This window comes from Variovorax sp. UMC13 (assembly GCF_014170375.1).
Lineage (GTDB): Bacteria > Pseudomonadota > Gammaproteobacteria > Burkholderiales > Burkholderiaceae_C > Variovorax.
Map to the genome: position 1 here is coordinate 67,501 of NZ_LZZW01000029.1, position 15,849 is coordinate 83,349.

At 65.8% G+C, this 15,849-nt stretch carries 15 protein-coding genes and 2 rRNA genes (1 of these 17 only partly in view); 9 read left to right on the top strand and 8 right to left on the bottom strand.

Going from position 1 to position 15,849, the window contains the following annotated elements:
* Together A9977_RS22770 and rrf are read left to right on the top strand one after the other, a co-directional pair.
* A 23S ribosomal RNA gene (locus A9977_RS22770) occupies window positions 1-1,691 on the top strand (it extends 1,185 nt beyond the left edge of the window).
* A gap of 146 nt (window positions 1,692-1,837) precedes the next feature.
* A 5S ribosomal RNA gene (gene rrf / locus A9977_RS22775) occupies window positions 1,838-1,950 on the top strand.
* A gap of 129 nt (window positions 1,951-2,079) precedes the next feature.
* Here the strand turns inward: rrf and A9977_RS22780 are convergent.
* From A9977_RS22780 to A9977_RS22805, 6 genes are all read right to left on the bottom strand, one after another.
* Window positions 2,080-2,835 carry a YafY family protein gene (locus A9977_RS22780; RefSeq protein ID WP_183027125.1) on the bottom strand — a complete coding sequence of 252 codons (756 nt, stop codon included), beginning with the start codon at window positions 2,833-2,835 and terminating at the stop codon, window positions 2,080-2,082.
* 19 nt (window positions 2,836-2,854) lie between these two features.
* Entirely contained in the window at window positions 2,855-3,304 is a 450-nt protein-coding gene (locus tag A9977_RS22785; protein WP_183027126.1) for a GyrI-like domain-containing protein, read from the bottom strand.
* A gap of 86 nt (window positions 3,305-3,390) precedes the next feature.
* A complete protein-coding gene (locus A9977_RS22790) occupies window positions 3,391-3,768 on the bottom strand; it encodes a VOC family protein (protein WP_183027127.1) in 378 nt (125 codons plus the stop codon).
* A gap of 147 nt (window positions 3,769-3,915) precedes the next feature.
* The gene (locus A9977_RS22795) at window positions 3,916-5,742 is read right to left on the bottom strand and encodes a PhoH family protein (protein WP_183027128.1); all 1,827 of its coding nucleotides are present in this window, start codon (window positions 5,740-5,742) and stop codon (window positions 3,916-3,918) included.
* A 189-nt stretch (window positions 5,743-5,931) separates the two neighbouring features.
* Window positions 5,932-6,408: a peroxiredoxin gene (locus A9977_RS22800; RefSeq protein ID WP_183027129.1), complete on the bottom strand. Its 477-nt coding sequence runs from the start codon at window positions 6,406-6,408 to the stop codon at window positions 5,932-5,934.
* A gap of 138 nt (window positions 6,409-6,546) precedes the next feature.
* Window positions 6,547-6,933, bottom strand: a complete 387-nt coding sequence (locus A9977_RS22805) for an Mth938-like domain-containing protein (RefSeq protein WP_183027130.1) — start codon at window positions 6,931-6,933, stop codon at window positions 6,547-6,549.
* Between the two features lie 67 nt (window positions 6,934-7,000).
* On the opposite strand from A9977_RS22805, the gene A9977_RS22810 reads away from it, so the two are divergent.
* Genes A9977_RS22810 through moaD form a run of 6 tightly spaced genes read left to right on the top strand, consistent with a single transcriptional unit; the run spans window position 7,001 to window position 13,063 of the window.
* Window positions 7,001-8,224: a pyridoxal phosphate-dependent aminotransferase gene (locus A9977_RS22810; protein ID WP_183027131.1), complete on the top strand. Its 1,224-nt coding sequence runs from the start codon at window positions 7,001-7,003 to the stop codon at window positions 8,222-8,224.
* A gap of 52 nt (window positions 8,225-8,276) precedes the next feature.
* Window positions 8,277-9,602, top strand: coding sequence for a homoserine dehydrogenase (locus A9977_RS22815; RefSeq protein ID WP_183027132.1), 1,326 nt, complete (start codon window positions 8,277-8,279; stop codon window positions 9,600-9,602).
* Complete coding sequence (gene thrC, locus A9977_RS22820) at window positions 9,602-11,017, top strand: threonine synthase (protein ID WP_183027133.1); 1,416 nt, start codon at window positions 9,602-9,604, stop codon at window positions 11,015-11,017. The genes A9977_RS22815 and thrC overlap by 1 nt, the downstream gene beginning before the upstream one ends.
* Window positions 11,018-11,021: 4 nt before the next feature.
* Entirely contained in the window at window positions 11,022-11,579 is a 558-nt protein-coding gene (mobB, locus tag A9977_RS22825) for a molybdopterin-guanine dinucleotide biosynthesis protein B (RefSeq protein WP_183027134.1), read from the top strand.
* On the top strand, window positions 11,560-12,807 hold the full coding sequence (gene glp, locus A9977_RS22830) for a gephyrin-like molybdotransferase Glp (protein ID WP_259652102.1): 1,248 nt from the start codon (window positions 11,560-11,562) through the stop codon (window positions 12,805-12,807). The genes mobB and glp overlap by 20 nt, the downstream gene beginning before the upstream one ends.
* Before the next feature lie 7 nt (window positions 12,808-12,814).
* A complete protein-coding gene (gene moaD / locus A9977_RS22835; protein ID WP_183027136.1) occupies window positions 12,815-13,063 on the top strand; it encodes a molybdopterin converting factor subunit 1 in 249 nt (82 codons plus the stop codon).
* Here moaD and dapA read toward each other — a convergent pair.
* Window positions 13,060-13,938, bottom strand: coding sequence for a 4-hydroxy-tetrahydrodipicolinate synthase (gene dapA, locus A9977_RS22840; protein WP_310936182.1), 879 nt, complete (start codon window positions 13,936-13,938; stop codon window positions 13,060-13,062). The genes moaD and dapA overlap by 4 nt on opposite strands.
* 254 nt (window positions 13,939-14,192) lie before the next feature.
* Between dapA and A9977_RS22845 the strand changes: the two genes are divergently transcribed.
* Window positions 14,193-14,663 carry a molybdenum cofactor biosynthesis protein MoaE gene (locus A9977_RS22845; protein WP_183027138.1) on the top strand — a complete coding sequence of 157 codons (471 nt, stop codon included), beginning with the start codon at window positions 14,193-14,195 and terminating at the stop codon, window positions 14,661-14,663.
* A gap of 135 nt (window positions 14,664-14,798) precedes the next feature.
* On the opposite strand, the gene A9977_RS22850 is transcribed toward A9977_RS22845, so the two are convergent.
* A complete protein-coding gene (locus tag A9977_RS22850) occupies window positions 14,799-15,788 on the bottom strand; it encodes a Bug family tripartite tricarboxylate transporter substrate binding protein (RefSeq protein WP_183027139.1) in 990 nt (329 codons plus the stop codon).
* Window positions 15,789-15,849: the final 61 nt, after the last annotated feature.

The following is a 15,849-nucleotide window of genomic DNA, read 5'->3' on the forward strand; positions in this document are numbered from 1 at the left end:
GTTCTGTAAGCCTGTGAAGGTGCGTTGTAAAGCGTGCTGGAGGTATCAGAAGTGCGAATGCTGACATGAGTAGCGTTAAAGGGGGTGAAAAGCCCCCTCGCCGTAAGCGCAAGGTTTTCTACGCAACGTTCATCGGCGTAGAGTGAGTCGGCCCCTAAGGCGAGGCAGAGATGCGTAGCTGATGGGAAACAGGTCAATATTCCTGTACCGATATATAGTGCGATGTGGGGACGGATCTTAATAGGTCATCCAGTTATTGGATTATTCTGGTTTAGTTGGATGTAGGCGTGCATTAGGCAAATCCGGTGCACATATACCGAGGCCAACGATCGAGCGGACTTGTCCGTGAAGTGACTGAACGAGGTTCCAGGAAAAGCCACTAAGCTTCAGCTATATACGACCGTACCGCAAACCGACACTGGTGCGCGAGATGAGTATTCTAAGGCGCTTGAGAGAACTCAGGAGAAGGAACTCGGCAAATTGACACCGTAACTTCGGAAGAAGGTGTGCCCTATTAGTGTGTAGTGAACAACGAAGCATGAATGGGTTGCAAAAAATCGGTGGCTGCGACTGTTTATTAAAAACACAGCACTCTGCAAACACGAAAGTGGACGTATAGGGTGTGACGCCTGCCCGGTGCTGGAAGATTAAATGATGGGGTGCAAGCTCTTGATTGAAGTCCCAGTAAACGGCGGCCGTAACTATAACGGTCCTAAGGTAGCGAAATTCCTTGTCGGGTAAGTTCCGACCTGCACGAATGGCGTAACGATGGCCACACTGTCTCCTCCTGAGACTCAGCGAAGTTGAAATGTTTGTGATGATGCAATCTCCCCGCGGAAAGACGGAAAGACCCCATGAACCTTTACTGTAGCTTTGTATTGGACTTTGAACAGATCTGTGTAGGATAGGTGGGAGGCTTTGAAGCAGGGTCGCTAGATCTTGTGGAGCCAACGTTGAAATACCACCCTGGTGTGTTTGAGGTTCTAACCTAGGTCCATTATCTGGATCGGGGACAGTGCATGGTAGGCAGTTTGACTGGGGCGGTCTCCTCCCAAAGCGTAACGGAGGAGTTCGAAGGTACGCTAGTTACGGTCGGACATCGTGACGATAGTGCAATGGCATAAGCGTGCTTAACTGCGAGACTGACAAGTCGAGCAGATGCGAAAGCAGGACATAGTGATCCGGTGGTTCTGTATGGAAGGGCCATCGCTCAACGGATAAAAGGTACTCTGGGGATAACAGGCTGATACCGCCCAAGAGTTCATATCGACGGCGGTGTTTGGCACCTCGATGTCGGCTCATCTCATCCTGGGGCTGTAGCCGGTCCCAAGGGTATGGCTGTTCGCCATTTAAAGAGGTACGTGAGCTGGGTTTAAAACGTCGTGAGACAGTTTGGTCCCTATCTTCCGTGGGCGCTGCAGATTTGAGGAAGCCTGCTCCTAGTACGAGAGGACCGGAGTGGACACACCTCTGGTGTATCGGTTGTCACGCCAGTGGCATTGCCGAGTAGCTAAGTGTGGAAGAGATAACCGCTGAAAGCATCTAAGCGGGAAACTCGTTTCAAGATGAGATCTGCCGGGGCCTTGAGCCCCCTGAAGAGTCGTTCGAGACCAGGACGTTGATAGGTCAGGTGTGGAAGCGCAGTAATGCGTTAAGCTAACTGATACTAATTGCTCGTGAGGCTTGACCCTATAACTTTGATCAGACCGAAAGGTCGCGAATACATGATCAAGGTGTTATGCCAAGTTGACGCATTCAAAATAATTCGCCAAAAGCTGATTCCAAACTCTATGAATTCGTTTGATTGATCGTGTGATCAGTCAGACAACAAGTTATGCCTGATGACCATAGCGACGTGGTACCACTCCTTCCCATCCCGAACAGGACAGTGAAACGCGTCAGCGCCGATGATAGTGCGGGTTCCCGTGTGAAAGTAGGTCATCGTCAGGCTCTTACAGCCCTAGACAAGCCCCAACCGACCGGTTGGGGCTTTTCTTTTTGGGGAAATGGAATCGCTCTGGATCCCGGGTTCCATTCGGATTCGATGGCGCGATGCATCAACCCCGAGATCCGGCGAATTCAGCCGGTACTCGTCTCGGCATTCACCCACGGAGGTGTATCGCCCGGCTGCTGCGGCACGATCTTTCCCTCGGCCTTTTTCGCCTTGAGCTGCCGCAGCATGTCGGCCAGCGTCTTGCCCGGTTCGTCGCGGAAACGCTCTGGCAGCACAGCGATGGCGTCCATCCGGTCCACGCGAAAGCCGCGGAAATCATCGCGCAGTTCGCACCAGGTCGACAGGGTCCAGACCTTGCCCCAATAGAAGCAGCCCAGCGGTCGCACGGTGCGTTCGCTGGCGTCGCCGGACACGTCGCGGTAGCTCAGCCGGAGCTTGTGGTGCGACTGCACGCTCTCGCGCAGGGTCTGCAGCCGCATGCGCAAGGTTTCGTCCAGGCCCATGGCGGGCGCATAAAGTGCCAGCGCCTCCGCGGAGACCCGCGCCGCCGGCGGCAGCACCGAGAGGATCTTGCCCAGGCTGCTCTCGATGTCGCGCGCCAGCGCCGGGTCGACCCAGCTCTGGGCCATCCGCGCTGCCGCCACCAGTGCAGAGGCTTCGTCCTGGGTGAACATCAGCGGGGGCAGCTCGAAGCCCGCGCCCAGCCGATAGCCGACGCCGGCCTCGCCCTCGATCGGCACGCCCTGGTGCTGCAGGTCCGCCACGTCGCGGTAGACGGTGCGTTCCGACACCTCGAGCCGTTGCGCGAGAAAGGCCGCCGTGGTGAGACGGCGGCCGCGGATGAGCTGCACCAGCTGGAAGAGGCGGTCGGCGCGGCGCATCGCTGTGTCTTCTTCAGGATCAGCGCACGCCGATGTGGATCGATACCTTGTCCGGTCCCTCATAGGCTTCGAAGTCGCTGCGGTAGCTGCGTGCGACTTCCGGGTGCGCCTCGAAGTACTGCCAGATATGCTGCCAGGTGGCGATCACCACTTGCGGCATCGGGCCCTGGGCAGTGAACACGAGGTAGTCGCCGGCTTCGATGGCCACGCTGTCCGCACCACCCGAGACGGCCACGCCGGCCGTCAGGTCGAAGGCGCCATGGGCGTCGGACGCGTAGCCCGAGTAGACGCCGAAGATCCGTGCGTCGCCGGTGCGCCGCGGTGTCGATGCCGCGATCTGTTCGCTGAAGAAGCGGTTCCACAGCGCGCCGATCCGGGCGTTGTCCGGCGACGCTTCGTCGCGGCTGGTGGTGCGGACCGCAATGCCTGCGACCCGGAAGGCGCCCTGCTGTTGGCGGGTGGGTTCCATCCTGTTCTCCTGCTCAAAGAAAGTGCGAACATTGTCGGTGCGGTTGATGTGGCCGCTGCGATGCAGCGGCGCCGAATCATTGCGGGTCAGGCCAAGGCGTGCAGGCCGACTTCGTTGCCCTCGGTGTCGCGCATGTGGGCGATGAAGCCCATGCCGGGCGGCAGGGCCGACTTGGGCGCGACGACCTGGCCGCCGGCCGGCTCGATGCGCGCGAGCACGGCGTCGATGCTGGGCGTGCAGTCCAGGTAGATGCGGATGCTGCTGCCGGTGCGTGCGGCGGCGCTGGCACCCGCCTGCAGGGCGCCGCCGGTGGCGGGCCTGTCATAGGGGAACACCGCCAGCGCGTCGCCGCCGAGGCTTTCGCGGCGCAGCTTGCGGGCCAGCACGGTCTCATAGAAGGCCTGGGCGCGGTCGAGGTCGGCGACCGGGATCTCGAACCAGCTGATGACGTTCTGTGTGGACATGGAGGGCTCTCTTTCGTGTCTGTTGAAGGAGCCTCGATGGTGCGGACCGCCTCCTGACAACGTCTTGTCAGGAGCCTGTCGCACCGGGCGAAAAAAAGCCCGCAGCTTCGAAAAGCATGCGGGCTTCATGGGGGGCGTGAACCTGGCTTAGAGCACTTCGCTCGCGAAGTCCGCCAGCCGCGAACGCTCGCCGCGCGCCAGCGTGATGTGCCCGCTGTGCGGCCAGCCCTTGAACTTGTCGACCGCGAAGGTCAGACCCGACGAGCCCTCCGTGAGGTAGGGCGTGTCGATCTGCGCCAGGTTGCCCATGCAGATGATCTTGGTGCCCGGGCCGGCCCGGGTAATCAGCGTCTTCATCTGCTTGGGCGTGAGGTTCTGCGCCTCGTCGATGATCACGTACTTGTTGAGGAAGGTCCGGCCGCGCATGAAGTTCATGCTCTTGATCTTGATGCGGCTACGGATCAGCTCGTTGGTGGCCGCGCGGCCCCATTCGCCGGCCCCGCCGCCATCGCCCTTGGCCAGGAACTCGAGGTTGTCGTCGAGCGCCCCCATCCACGGGCCCATCTTCTCTTCCTCGGTGCCGGGCAGGAAACCGATGTCCTCGCCCACGCTCACGGTGGCGCGGGTCATGATGATCTCGGTGTAGCGGCGGTCGTCGAGCACCTGCGTCAGGCCCGAGGCCAGCGCCATCAGCGTCTTGCCGGTGCCGGCGGTGCCGGTCAGCGTGACGAAGTCGATGTCCGGGTCCATCAGCAGGTTCATCGCGAAGTTCTGCTCGCGGTTGCGGGTGCTCACGCCCCACACGGCATTCTTGCCCGACGCGTAGTCCTTGAGCGTCTTGAGCACCGCGGTCTTGTCGCGGATCTCGGTCACGCGCGCGTACATGCTCGGCTCGCCGGGGGCCTCGAAGAAGACGAACTGGTTGATGTAGAGGTTCGGCACGATCGGCCCGCTGATGCGGTAGAAGGTGCTGCTGCCGCTCTGCCAGCTCTCGACGGTCTTGCTCTGGCGGGTCCAGAAGTCGGCCGGCAGCGCGTAGGAGCCGGCGTAGAGCAGGTCGCCGTCTTCCAGCGTCTTGTCGTTCTGGTAGTCGTCGGCCGCCAGGCCCAGCGCGCGCGCCTTGACGCGCATGTTGATGTCCTTGGACACCAGCACGACTTCCTGCTTGGGCTGACCCGGGCGGTCCTGCGCATACAGATTGCGCAGGGCCTGCACCACGCCCAGGATCTGGTTGTCGGCCTTGCCCTGGGGCAGGCTGGTGGGCAGCGTGTAGTCGAGCGGTGAGGTCTGGAAGAACAGCTTGCCGCCGGCCTCGCGATGGCCGGTGGTGTCGAGCTTCAAGCCCTTGGCAATGTCGGCGTCCTTGGCACCGGCCAGCGCATCCAGCGTGCGGCTGGTCTGGCGTCCGTTGCGCGCGACCTCGGTCGTGCCCTTCTTGTGGCCATCGAGTTCTTCCAGCACGATCATCGGCAGGAAGACGTCGTGCTCCTCGAAGCGGAACAGGCACATCGGGTCGTGCAGCAGCACGTTGGTGTCGAGCACGAACAACTTGGTCGGGCCGGTCGACTTGGCGCGCCGCGGGCGGGCGCTTTCCTGGGCGCCGTTGCGTGCGCGCGGCGCCGGGCTGGCCGCGACGGGCGCGGGTGCCGGCGGCGTCGTCGGCACGGGCGCGCGTTCCGGGGCGCGCTCGGCACGTGCCTGCGGCGCGGCGGGCGCCACCTCGGGTTGGGGGACCGGCCGCGGCTTGGTCTCGATCTGGCGGGCCACCTCGGGCGCGGGGGGCGTGGCCACGCGCGGGGCGGCGGCGCCCTGGCTGTGGTCGTCGAACAGTTCCAGTGCGCGGGGGCCGTTGCCGCGTGCGTTCTCCGTGGTCCGGCTGCCGCGGCGCGGCGCCTTGGTGGACGCGGCCGGTGCGTCGATCGCGTCAGGCGAGAGAAGGGCGGCGCGTTTCGTGGGAGCGGGAGGCAAGGGCATGGGGCAGTGTGCTCGCAAAAATGAAGCCGGAAAACGAAAAAGCCGCCTGAAGACCAGGGCGGCTTTGTTCGGGGGATGCGGTCGTGGAGCTCAACGGCATGAAGCCATTATGCACACCGTGCGTGCCGCATCGGTGTCACGTGGTGCGCCGCCAACAGGATCGCGGAAGACACACGTGACGAAGTGCAATCAAGCGGCCTTCTTGAGGGCCTTGACCGCCTTGAGGACGTCGTCGACATGGCCCGGCACCTTGAGGCCGCGCCATTCGGCCTTGAGGATGCCGTCGGCGCCGATCAGGAAGGTGCTGCGCTCGATGCCCTTGACCTTCTTGCCGTACATGATCTTGTTCTTGACCACGCCGAACATGTGGCACATCTTCTCTTCGGTGTCGGCGATGAGTTCGAAGGGCAGCTCGAGCTTGGCCTTGAATTCGTCGTGTGACTTCATGTTGTCACGCGAAACACCGAAAACAGTGGCGCCGGCCTTCACGAAATCCTTGTAGCGGTCCCGGAACTGCATGGCTTCGGTGGTGCAGCCTGGCGTGTTGTCCTTGGGATAGAAATACATCACCAGAACGTGCCCGAGGTGCGAGGTGTTCGACACCTTGAGCCCGCCGGTGGCATTGGACTCGAATTCGGGGATGGGTTTGTTGACAACGATCGCCATGAAACTTGTTTTCTCCGTTGGTTTCCATTCGTGCGGCTGCAAGGCCGAAAACGATGGAAGATTGGTCGTTGCTTGACTGAGAGGGGATCTGAGGGCGGATCGCCGTTCGCAACCCGGGATTTTAGCTCGAAATGCCCCCTAATTGCCAGCTTTTGGCTGCTCGACCAGCAGGGCCGCCACCACGTGGCGCCCCTCGCTCGCCAGGATGTTGTAGGTGCGGCAGGCGGCCGCGGTGTCCATGGTTTCGACGCCGGTGCGCTGCGCAATGAGCGCGCGAAGCCAGGCCGGTTGCGGAAAACGGATGCGCTGGCCGCTGCCGAAGATCACCAGCTCGGCGCCCAGGGCCGCGAGCTGGGCGAAGTGTTCCGGGCCCAGACCCTCGAAGTTCGCGCATTCCCAGGCGAAGCGCTCGCCGCGCGAGCCCAGCACCACGCTGTGCTCCACCCGCTCGTTGTTGATCGCCACCCAGCCCGGACCGTGTGCGGTGAGGGTCTGGGTGTCGGATTTGTCGGGTTGAAGCTTCATCTATAAGGCCGGGGAACTGTGGTCAAATTATAGGTTTTCCCCTGTGCAGGCACCCTCTGGAGGGACTTTGAAGCAGCTCAAGAAGTCGGCCAAACTGGCCAATGTTCTCTACGACGTCCGCGGCCCCATCGTCGATGCGGCGCGGCAGATGGAAGAGGATGGTCAGAAGATCATCAAGCTCAACATCGGCAACATGGCGCCGTTCGGCTTCGATGCGCCCGAAGAGATCCAGCAGGACATGATCCGCAACCTGCCGGATTCGGCGGGCTACTCGGACAGCAAGGGCATCTTCGCCGCGCGCAAGGCGGTGATGCACTACACGCAGCAGCAGGGCATCGAGGGTGTCACGCTCGACGACATCTACCTGGGCAACGGTGCCAGCGAGCTGATCGTGATGGCCACCAATGCGCTGCTGGACGACGGCGACGAGCTGCTGGTGCCCATGCCCGACTACCCGCTGTGGACCGCGGCCGTGTCGCTGTCCGGCGGCAAGCCGGTGCACTACCTGTGCGAGGAAGACAACCACTGGATGCCGAGCCTGGCCGACATCCGCGCCAAGATCACGCCGCGCACCCGCGGCATCGTGGTGATCAACCCCAACAACCCCACCGGCGTGCTCTATTCCGACGAGCTGCTGCGCGGCATGGTGGCGATCGCGCGCGAACACGGCCTGGTGCTGCTGGTCGACGAGGTCTACGACAAGGTGCTCTACGAGGACGCCAAACACACGGCCATGGCCAGCCTGTCGACCGACGTGCTGACGATCACCTTCAACTCGCTGTCCAAGGCCTACCGCTCCTGCGGCTACCGCGCCGGCTGGATGATCGTGTCGGGCCCGAAGGCCAACGCCACCGACTACATCGAAGGCCTGAACATGCTGGCCAACCTCAAGCTCGGCTCCAACGTGCCGGGCCAGTGGGCGATCCAGACCGCGCTCGGCGGCTACCAGAGCATCAAGGACCTGGTGAAGCCCGGTGGCCGCCTGCGCCGCCAGCGCGACCTGGCCTACGAACTGATCACGGCCATTCCCGGCGTGAGCTGCGTCAAGCCCGAGGCCGCGCTCTACATGTTCCCGAAGCTGGACCCGGTGATGTACCCGATCGCGGACGACCGCGAGTTCTTCATGCAGGTGCTGCGCGAGACGCGCGTGATGCTGGTGCAGGGATCGGGCTTCAACTTCCCGGACAACCAGCATTTCCGCATCGTGTTCCTGCCCCACGAGGAAGACCTGCGCGAGGCCATCAACCGCATCGCCAAGTTCCTCGAGCGCTACCGCGCCCGCTTCGCCTGAGTGCGCACCGCGCGGCCCTCCGTCCCCTTTCGTTTTGACTGAAGTTGTATCCATGAAACCCATCCAGGTCGGCCTGCTCGGCATCGGCACCGTCGGTAGCGGCACGTTCAACGTGCTCCAGCGCAATCAGGAAGAAATCAAGCGCCGCGCCGGCCGCGGCATCGAGATCACCATGGTGGCCGACCTCGACACCGACCGGGCCCGCGCGGCCGTCGGCGAAGGCGTGCAGGTGGTGGCCGACGCGCGCGCCGTGATCGCCAACCCGGACATCGACATCGTGATCGAGCTGATCGGCGGCTACGGCATCGCCAAGCAGCTGGTGCTCGAGGCCATCGCGGCCGGCAAGCATGTGGTCACGGCCAACAAGGCGCTGCTCGCGGTGCACGGCACCGAGATCTTCGCCGCGGCCCAGCAGAAGGGCGTGATGGTCGCGTTCGAAGCGGCCGTGGCCGGCGGCATCCCGATCATCAAGGCGCTGCGCGAAGGCCTGACCGCCAACAGCATCCAGTGGATCGCCGGCATCATCAACGGCACCACCAACTTCATCCTGTCCGAGATGCGCGACAAGGGCCTGGACTTCGCCACCGTGCTCAAGGAGGCGCAGCGCTTGGGCTACGCCGAAGCCGACCCGACCTTCGACATCGAAGGCGTGGATGCCGCGCACAAGGTCACGCTGATGAGCGCGATCGCCTTCGGCATCCCGGTGCAGTTCGACAAGGCGCACGTCGAGGGCATCACCAAGCTGGCCGCGCAGGACATCAAGTACGCCGAACAGCTGGGCTACCGCATCAAGCTCTTGGGCATCACGCGCCGCGCCGCCGGCGGCATCGAGCTGCGGGTGCACCCCAGCCTGGTGCCGGCCAAGCGCCTGCTGGCCAACGTCGAGGGCGCGATGAACGCGGTGGTGGTGCACGGCGACGCCGTGGGCACCACGCTCTACTACGGCAAGGGCGCGGGCAGCGAGCCCACCGCCAGCGCGGTCATCGCCGACCTGGTCGACATCACGCGCCTGCACACGGCCGACGCCGCGCAGCGCGTGCCGCACCTGGCCTTCCACCCCAACGCGATGAGCGACGACCTGAAGATCGTGCCCATGCGCGAGGTGGTCACCAGCTACTACCTGCGCCTGCGCGTGGCCGACGAGGCCGGCGTGCTGGCCAAGGTCACGGGCCTGCTGGCCAGCGCGGGCATCAGCATCGACGCGGTGCTGCAACGCGAAGCCGACGAAGTGGGCGGTGAGGGCTCGACCCAGACCGACCTGATCATCCTCACGCACGACACGCGCGAAGGCACGCTCGACGACGCGATGGTCGAGCTGCAGGCGTTGCCGACCGTGCTGGCGCCGATCGTGCGCCTGCGCAAGGAAGAGCTGTCCTGATGCGCTACCTCTCGACCCGCGGCGACGTCGAGCGCCGCCAGTTCTGCGACATCCTGCTCGAGGGCCTGGCGCCCGACGGCGGCCTGTACCTGCCCGAGCACTACCCGCAGGTCGATGCGGCCACGCTGGCGAAGTGGCGCGGGCTGCCCTATGCCGAGCTGGCCTACGAGATCCTCTCGCTCTACATCGACGACATCCCGGCCGAGGAACTGAAGGCGCTGTGCGCGAAGACGTACACGGCCGAGGTCTTCGGCTCCGAAGAGATCGTGCCGCTGCGCGAGCTCGAGGACGGCGTGTATCTCGAAGGTTTGTCCAATGGCCCCACGCTGGCCTTCAAGGACATGGCGATGCAGCTCCTGGGCAACCTGTTCGAGTACGAACTGGGCCGCCGCGGCGCGCAGCTCAACATCCTGGGCGCGACCAGCGGCGACACCGGCAGCGCGGCCGAGTACGCGATGCGCGGCAAGAAGGGCGTGCGCGTGTTCATGACCTCGCCCGACGGCCGCATGAGCCCCTTCCAGCAGGCCCAGATGTTCAGCCTGCAGGACGCGAACATCCACAACATCGCCATCGAAGGCGTGTTCGACGACTGCCAGGACATCGTCAAGGCCGTGTCGAACGACCTGGGCTTCAAGCGCAAGTACCGCATCGGCACCGTCAACTCGATCAACTGGGCGCGGCTGCTGGCGCAGGTCGTCTACTACTTCGCCGGCTACTTCCAGGCCACGGGCAGCGACGACAAGCCGGTGAGCTTCACCGTGCCCTCGGGCAACTTCGGCAATGTCTGCGCGGGCCATGTGGCGCGCATGATGGGCCTGCCGATCCGCACGCTGGTGGTCGCCACCAACGAGAACGACGTGCTCGACGAGTTCTTCCGCACCGGCGTCTACCGCGTGCGCGCGGCCGCCGACACGCACGAAACCTCGAGCCCCTCGATGGACATCTCCAAGGCCAGCAACTTCGAGCGCTTCGTGTTCGACCTGCTGGGCCGCGACGGCGCCAAGACCCGGGCGCTGTTCGAAGGCGAACTCGGCCGCACCGGCCGCTTCGACCTGAGCGCCGACCCGGTGTTCGCGCAGGCGGCCGAGCGCTTCGGCTTCGTCAGCAGCCGCAGCACGCATGCCGACCGGCTGGCCACGATCCGCGACACCGACAAGCGCTTCGCCGTGCTGATCGACACCCACACCGCCGACGGCGTGAAGGCCGCGCGCGAACACCTGACGCCCGGCGTGCCGATGATCATTCTCGAGACCGCGCTGCCGATCAAGTTCGCCGAGACCATCGTCGAGGCGCTGGGCCACGAGCCCGCGCGGCCGGCCCGCTTCGAGGGCATCGAGGACCTGCCCAAGCGCGTGGTCAAGCTGCCCGCCGACGCCGAGGCCGTGAAGGCCTACATCGCGGAACACTGCGACTAGCGGCATGCACGTCATCGGCTTCGCGGGGTACTCGGGCGCCGGCAAGACCACGCTGGTCGAGCGGCTGATCCCCGTGCTGAAGCGGCAGGGTCAGCGGGTGTCGGTGGTCAAGCATGCGCACCACAAGTTCGACGTCGACCATCCGGGCAAGGACAGCTACCGCCACCGCGAGGCCGGTGCCTTCGAGGTGGTGGTCGCCTCCGACCAGCGGCTCGCGCTGATGCGCGAGTTCGAGCAGCCCGCGCAGCTGTCGGTGCACCACCTGATCGCCGAGCTCTACGAGGGCGTCGACTGGGTGCTGGTCGAGGGCTTCAAGCACGCCGACCTGTGGAAGATCGAGGTGCTGCGCCAGAGCGGCCCCGACGAGGACGCACGGCCGGCGCAGTACCCCGACGACACCTTCGTGGCCGCGCTCGCCACCGACCGGCCCGACGCGCTGCCCGAGCCGACCCTGCGGCCGGTGTTCCATCTCGACGACGTCGAAGGCATCGCGCGGTGGTTGCTCGACAATGCGCATCGCTTCGACTACAAGGCCGAGAACCATGAGCTCTCCTTCCGCTGAACGCCCCCGGCTCACGCCCCTCGACGAAGCGCTGGCGAGCCTGCTCGCCCGGGCCCGTCCGCTGGAGGCGCAGAGCGTTTCGACCTTCGAGGCCGATGGCCGCGTGCTGGCGCAGGACGTGGTGTCCGGCCTCACGGTGCCGCCGCGCGACAACAGTTCAATGGACGGCTACGCGGTGCGCGCGGCCGACTGCACCAGTGCGGGCGCGGTGCTCACGGTCGCGCAGCGCATCCCGGCCGGCAGCGTGGGCACGCCGCTCGCGGCCGGCACCGCGGCGCGCATCTTCACCGGCGCGCAGATCCCCGAGGGCGCCGACGCGGTCGTGATGCAGGAAGAGGCTGCCGCGCTGCCCGAAGAGGGCACGCTGGGACGCGTGCGCATCGACACCGTGCCGGCCGCGGGCCAATGGATCCGCCGTGCCGGCGAGGACGTGGCGCGCGGCGACGTGGTGCTCGCGCGCGGCGCGCGGCTGGGCCCGGCGGCGCTGGGCCTGGCGGCCAGCGTGGGTTTCGACCGCCTGCAGGTCGCGCGGCGGCCGCGGGTGGCGCTGCTGTCGACCGGCGACGAACTCGTGATGCCCGGCGAGGTCGCGCCCGAGGCCATGAAGCCCGGCGCGATCTACAACTCCAACCGCTTCTTCATGCGTGCGCTGCTGCAGCGCCTGGGCTGCGAGGTGAGCGACCTGGGCCTGGTGCCCGACCGGCGCGACGCGACCATCGAGGCGCTGCGCAGCGCGGCCGAAGACAACGACCTGATCATCACCACCGGCGGCGTGTCGGTGGGCGAAGAGGACCACATCAAGGGCGCGGTCGAGGCGCTGGGCGAACTGCAGCTGTGGTCGCTGGCGATCAAGCCGGGCAAGCCCTTTGCCTATGGCCGCATCGGCCAGGCGCACCTCACGGGCCTGCCGGGCAACCCGGTCTCCAGCTTCATGACCTTCGTGCTGCTGGTGCGCCCCTTCCTGCTGGCGCTGCAGGACGCGACGCAGGTGGCGCCGCAGCCGGTGGCTCTGCGCGCCGACTTCGACTGGCCGCGCGCCGACCGCCGGCGCGAGTTCCTGCGCGCGCGCCGCAATGCAGAAGGCGGGCTCGACCTGTTCCCCAACCAGAGCTCGGGCGTGCTGACCTCCGCGGTGTGGGGCGACGGCGTGGTCGACAACCCGGCGGGTCAGTCGATCCACAGGGGCGACACGGTGCAGTTCATCTCCTTCGCCACGCTGCTGGGCTGAGGCGGCCATGAGGATCGCGATCCGCTATTTCGCCTCGGTGCGCGAGGCCCTGGGCGGCGGCGAAACCGTCGACACCCAGGCCGCCACGCTGGCCGAACTGCGCGACGAACTCATCGCACGCGGCGCGCCGCATGCCACGGCCCTGGCCCGAGGCAAGGCCGTGCGCATGGCGCTGGACCAGGCCATGAGCGTCGAATCGGCCTCGCTGCACGAGGGCTGCGAGGTCGCCTTCTTTCCGCCTGTGACGGGCGGCTAGCGCAAGGCGAGCAGCCGTTCGCGCAGCGCATCGCTGACCGGCGTCATCGGCGCGCGCAGGTGGTCGTCGCCGATCACGCCCGCATCGGCCAGCCAGGCCTTGAGCGGCGCCGGGTTGGGTTCGGCGAAGAGCAGCGCGATCAGCGGCTGCAGCGCCTGCCAGAGCGGCCGCGCCTCGGCCAGCCGGCCCTCGCCGACCAGCCGCAGCAGCTGCACGAACTTTTCCGTCTCCACATGCGTGCTGGCCGCGATCGCGCCGGCGCCGCCCTCGGCCACGGTCGAGAAGATCTGCGCGTCCTCGCCCGCCAGCACCTGCAGCGCGCCATCGGCGATCAGCGCGCGGGTCTTGGCCATGTCGCCGCCGCAGTCCTTGAGCGCCTGGATCTTCGGATGGGCCGCCAGCGTGCGCAGCGTGTCCAGCGACAGCGTGGCGCCGGTGCGGTAGGGGATGTCGTAGACGATCAGCGGCACGCTGCTCGCATCGGCGATCGCGCTGAACCAGCCGACCAGGCCCTGCTGCGAGGGGCGGATGTAGCTGGGCGCGGGCACCAGCAGCCCGTGGAGGCCATTGTCGGCAAGCCGGCGCACCCAGCCCAGCGTCTGGCCCAGGTGATAGCCGGAGATCCCCATCACGCGCGGCAGCGCGGGCGCCGCCGCAGCCACGGTGGCCAGCACCGCCAGCTGTTCGTCTTCGTCGAGCGCGGCGGCCTCGCCGGTCGAGCCGCAGACCACGAAGCCGGCGATGCCCTTGGGCGCGAGCCGGCGCACGAGCGCCGCGAGCGAGGGATGGTCGACCATGCCGTCGTGACGGAAGGGTGTGATCAGGGGAACCCAGAGGCCCGAGAAATCGGAGGGGGCGACAGAAGAAGAGGACACGCAATGCTCCTTGGTGCAGGAAGCGACCGATGGGAAAACCATCGTCGGTTGTGCGCGTGCCATGGGCTGCAGCCTGAGCCTTGCCGGTCCCGTCGCTCATCCGACGACGGAACCGCAGCTCCGGTCAGACGAGCTGTGGTTTTTTGGCTTTGCCGTTGCAGCGTGCGCACGCCCGGCCTTCGGACGAAGGCTGGTGGGGGTGCGCGGCGCGGCAGGGCATGGTGGCGAGTCTACCGCGATGCCACAATCCGCCGATGACCCGCGTTGCCATCCAGACCCATGATTTCGACCTGGCGCAGGAGATCGCGACGCTGCGTGCCGAAGATCCGCGTGTCGGCGCCGTCTGCAGCTTCGTCGGCACGGTGCGCGACCGGAACGATGGCAGTGCGGTCGCATCGATGGAACTCGAGCACTACCCCGGCATGACCGAGAAGGCCATCGAGGCCATGATCGACGCGGCGCAGCGCCGCTTCGACATCCTGGGCGCGCGCATCGTGCACCGCGTGGGCCTGCTGCAGCCGCTGGACCAGATCATGATGGTGGCGGTGGTGTCGGCCCACCGCGGCCAGAGCTTCCAGGCCTGCGAGTTCCTGATGGACTACCTCAAGACCCAGGCGCCGTTCTGGAAAAAGGAACAGACGCCCGAGGGCGCGCGCTGGGTCGATGCGCGCGTGGCGGACGATGAGGCGCTGGCGCGCTGGGGCATTCAGGCCCCCAACGCCTGATTCGTCCGGGCCCCGTTTTTTCCCTCTCCCTCCGGGAGAGGGCAGGGTGAGGGCGACGGCCGTCGTTTGACCACGCGCTTCAGCAAAGGCTGCATGCCCTCACCCCACCCTCTCACAGAGGGAGAGGGCAAGACCTCACTGGGGCTTGAAGCCGCTGGCTTTGATGATGCGTTCCCAAGTCTGCGTGTACGTCCGCACGCGCCCCGCGAACTGCCCCTGCGGCTCATAGGCCACGTTGAGGCCCATGGCCGTGAGCTTCTGCTTCACGTCCGGCATCGCCAGCACCTTCTGCAGCGCGGTGCCGAAGCGGTCGATCACCGGCTGCGGCGTGCCCACGGGCGCGAAGATGCCGTAGTAGGGGTAGTCGTCGAGGTTCGCGAAGCCCAGTTCGGTGAAGGTCGGCACCTGCGGCAGCAGCGGCTGGCGCTTGGCGCCGATCACGGCCACGATGCGCACCTTGCCGGCCTTGTGGTTCTCGATGAAGTCGGGCACCGAGGCGATGCCGGCAGTGATCTGGTTGCCCAGCATGTCGGCGGTCAGCGGCGCGCTGCCGCGGTAGGGCGCGGCCTGCAGGTCCAGCTTGTACTTGTCGGAGATCAGCTTGACCAGGAACTCGGGGATCGAGCCCGGCGCGGGCACGCCGATGGTCTCCTTGCCGTCCTTCTGGGTGCGCACCCACTTCACGTACTCGTCCATGGTCTTGGCCGGCGTGCCGCCCGAGACCGCCAGCACGTTGGCGAAGGTGGCGAAGCCGGCCACCGGCACGAAGTCGGCCGAGGGGTTGAAGCCCGGGTTCTTGACCACCTGCGGCAGGATGGAGATGCTGTGGTCGTGCGTGAGGAACAGCGTGTGGCCGTCGGCGGGGGCCGATTTCAGTGCTTGCGCCGCGATCTGGCCGCCCGCGCCCGCACGGTTCTCGACCACCACCGGGGCACCCAGCTCGTCCTTGAGTTTTTCGCCCAGAGCGCGTGCAATGGCATCGCTGCCGGCACCGGCGGGGAAGCCCACCAGCAGCCGGATCGGCGTCTGTGCCTGGGCCAGGCCCGACAGTCCCAGGGCCGCGGCGAAAAGGCCGAGCGTCAGCGCCCGGCGGGCCGGCTGAACACGCTGCGTTGAAAAAACCATGATCGACTCCAATCCATTGTGGTGAGAGGCTCCGGCAGCAATAGCCGTGCCTGAATTCGCC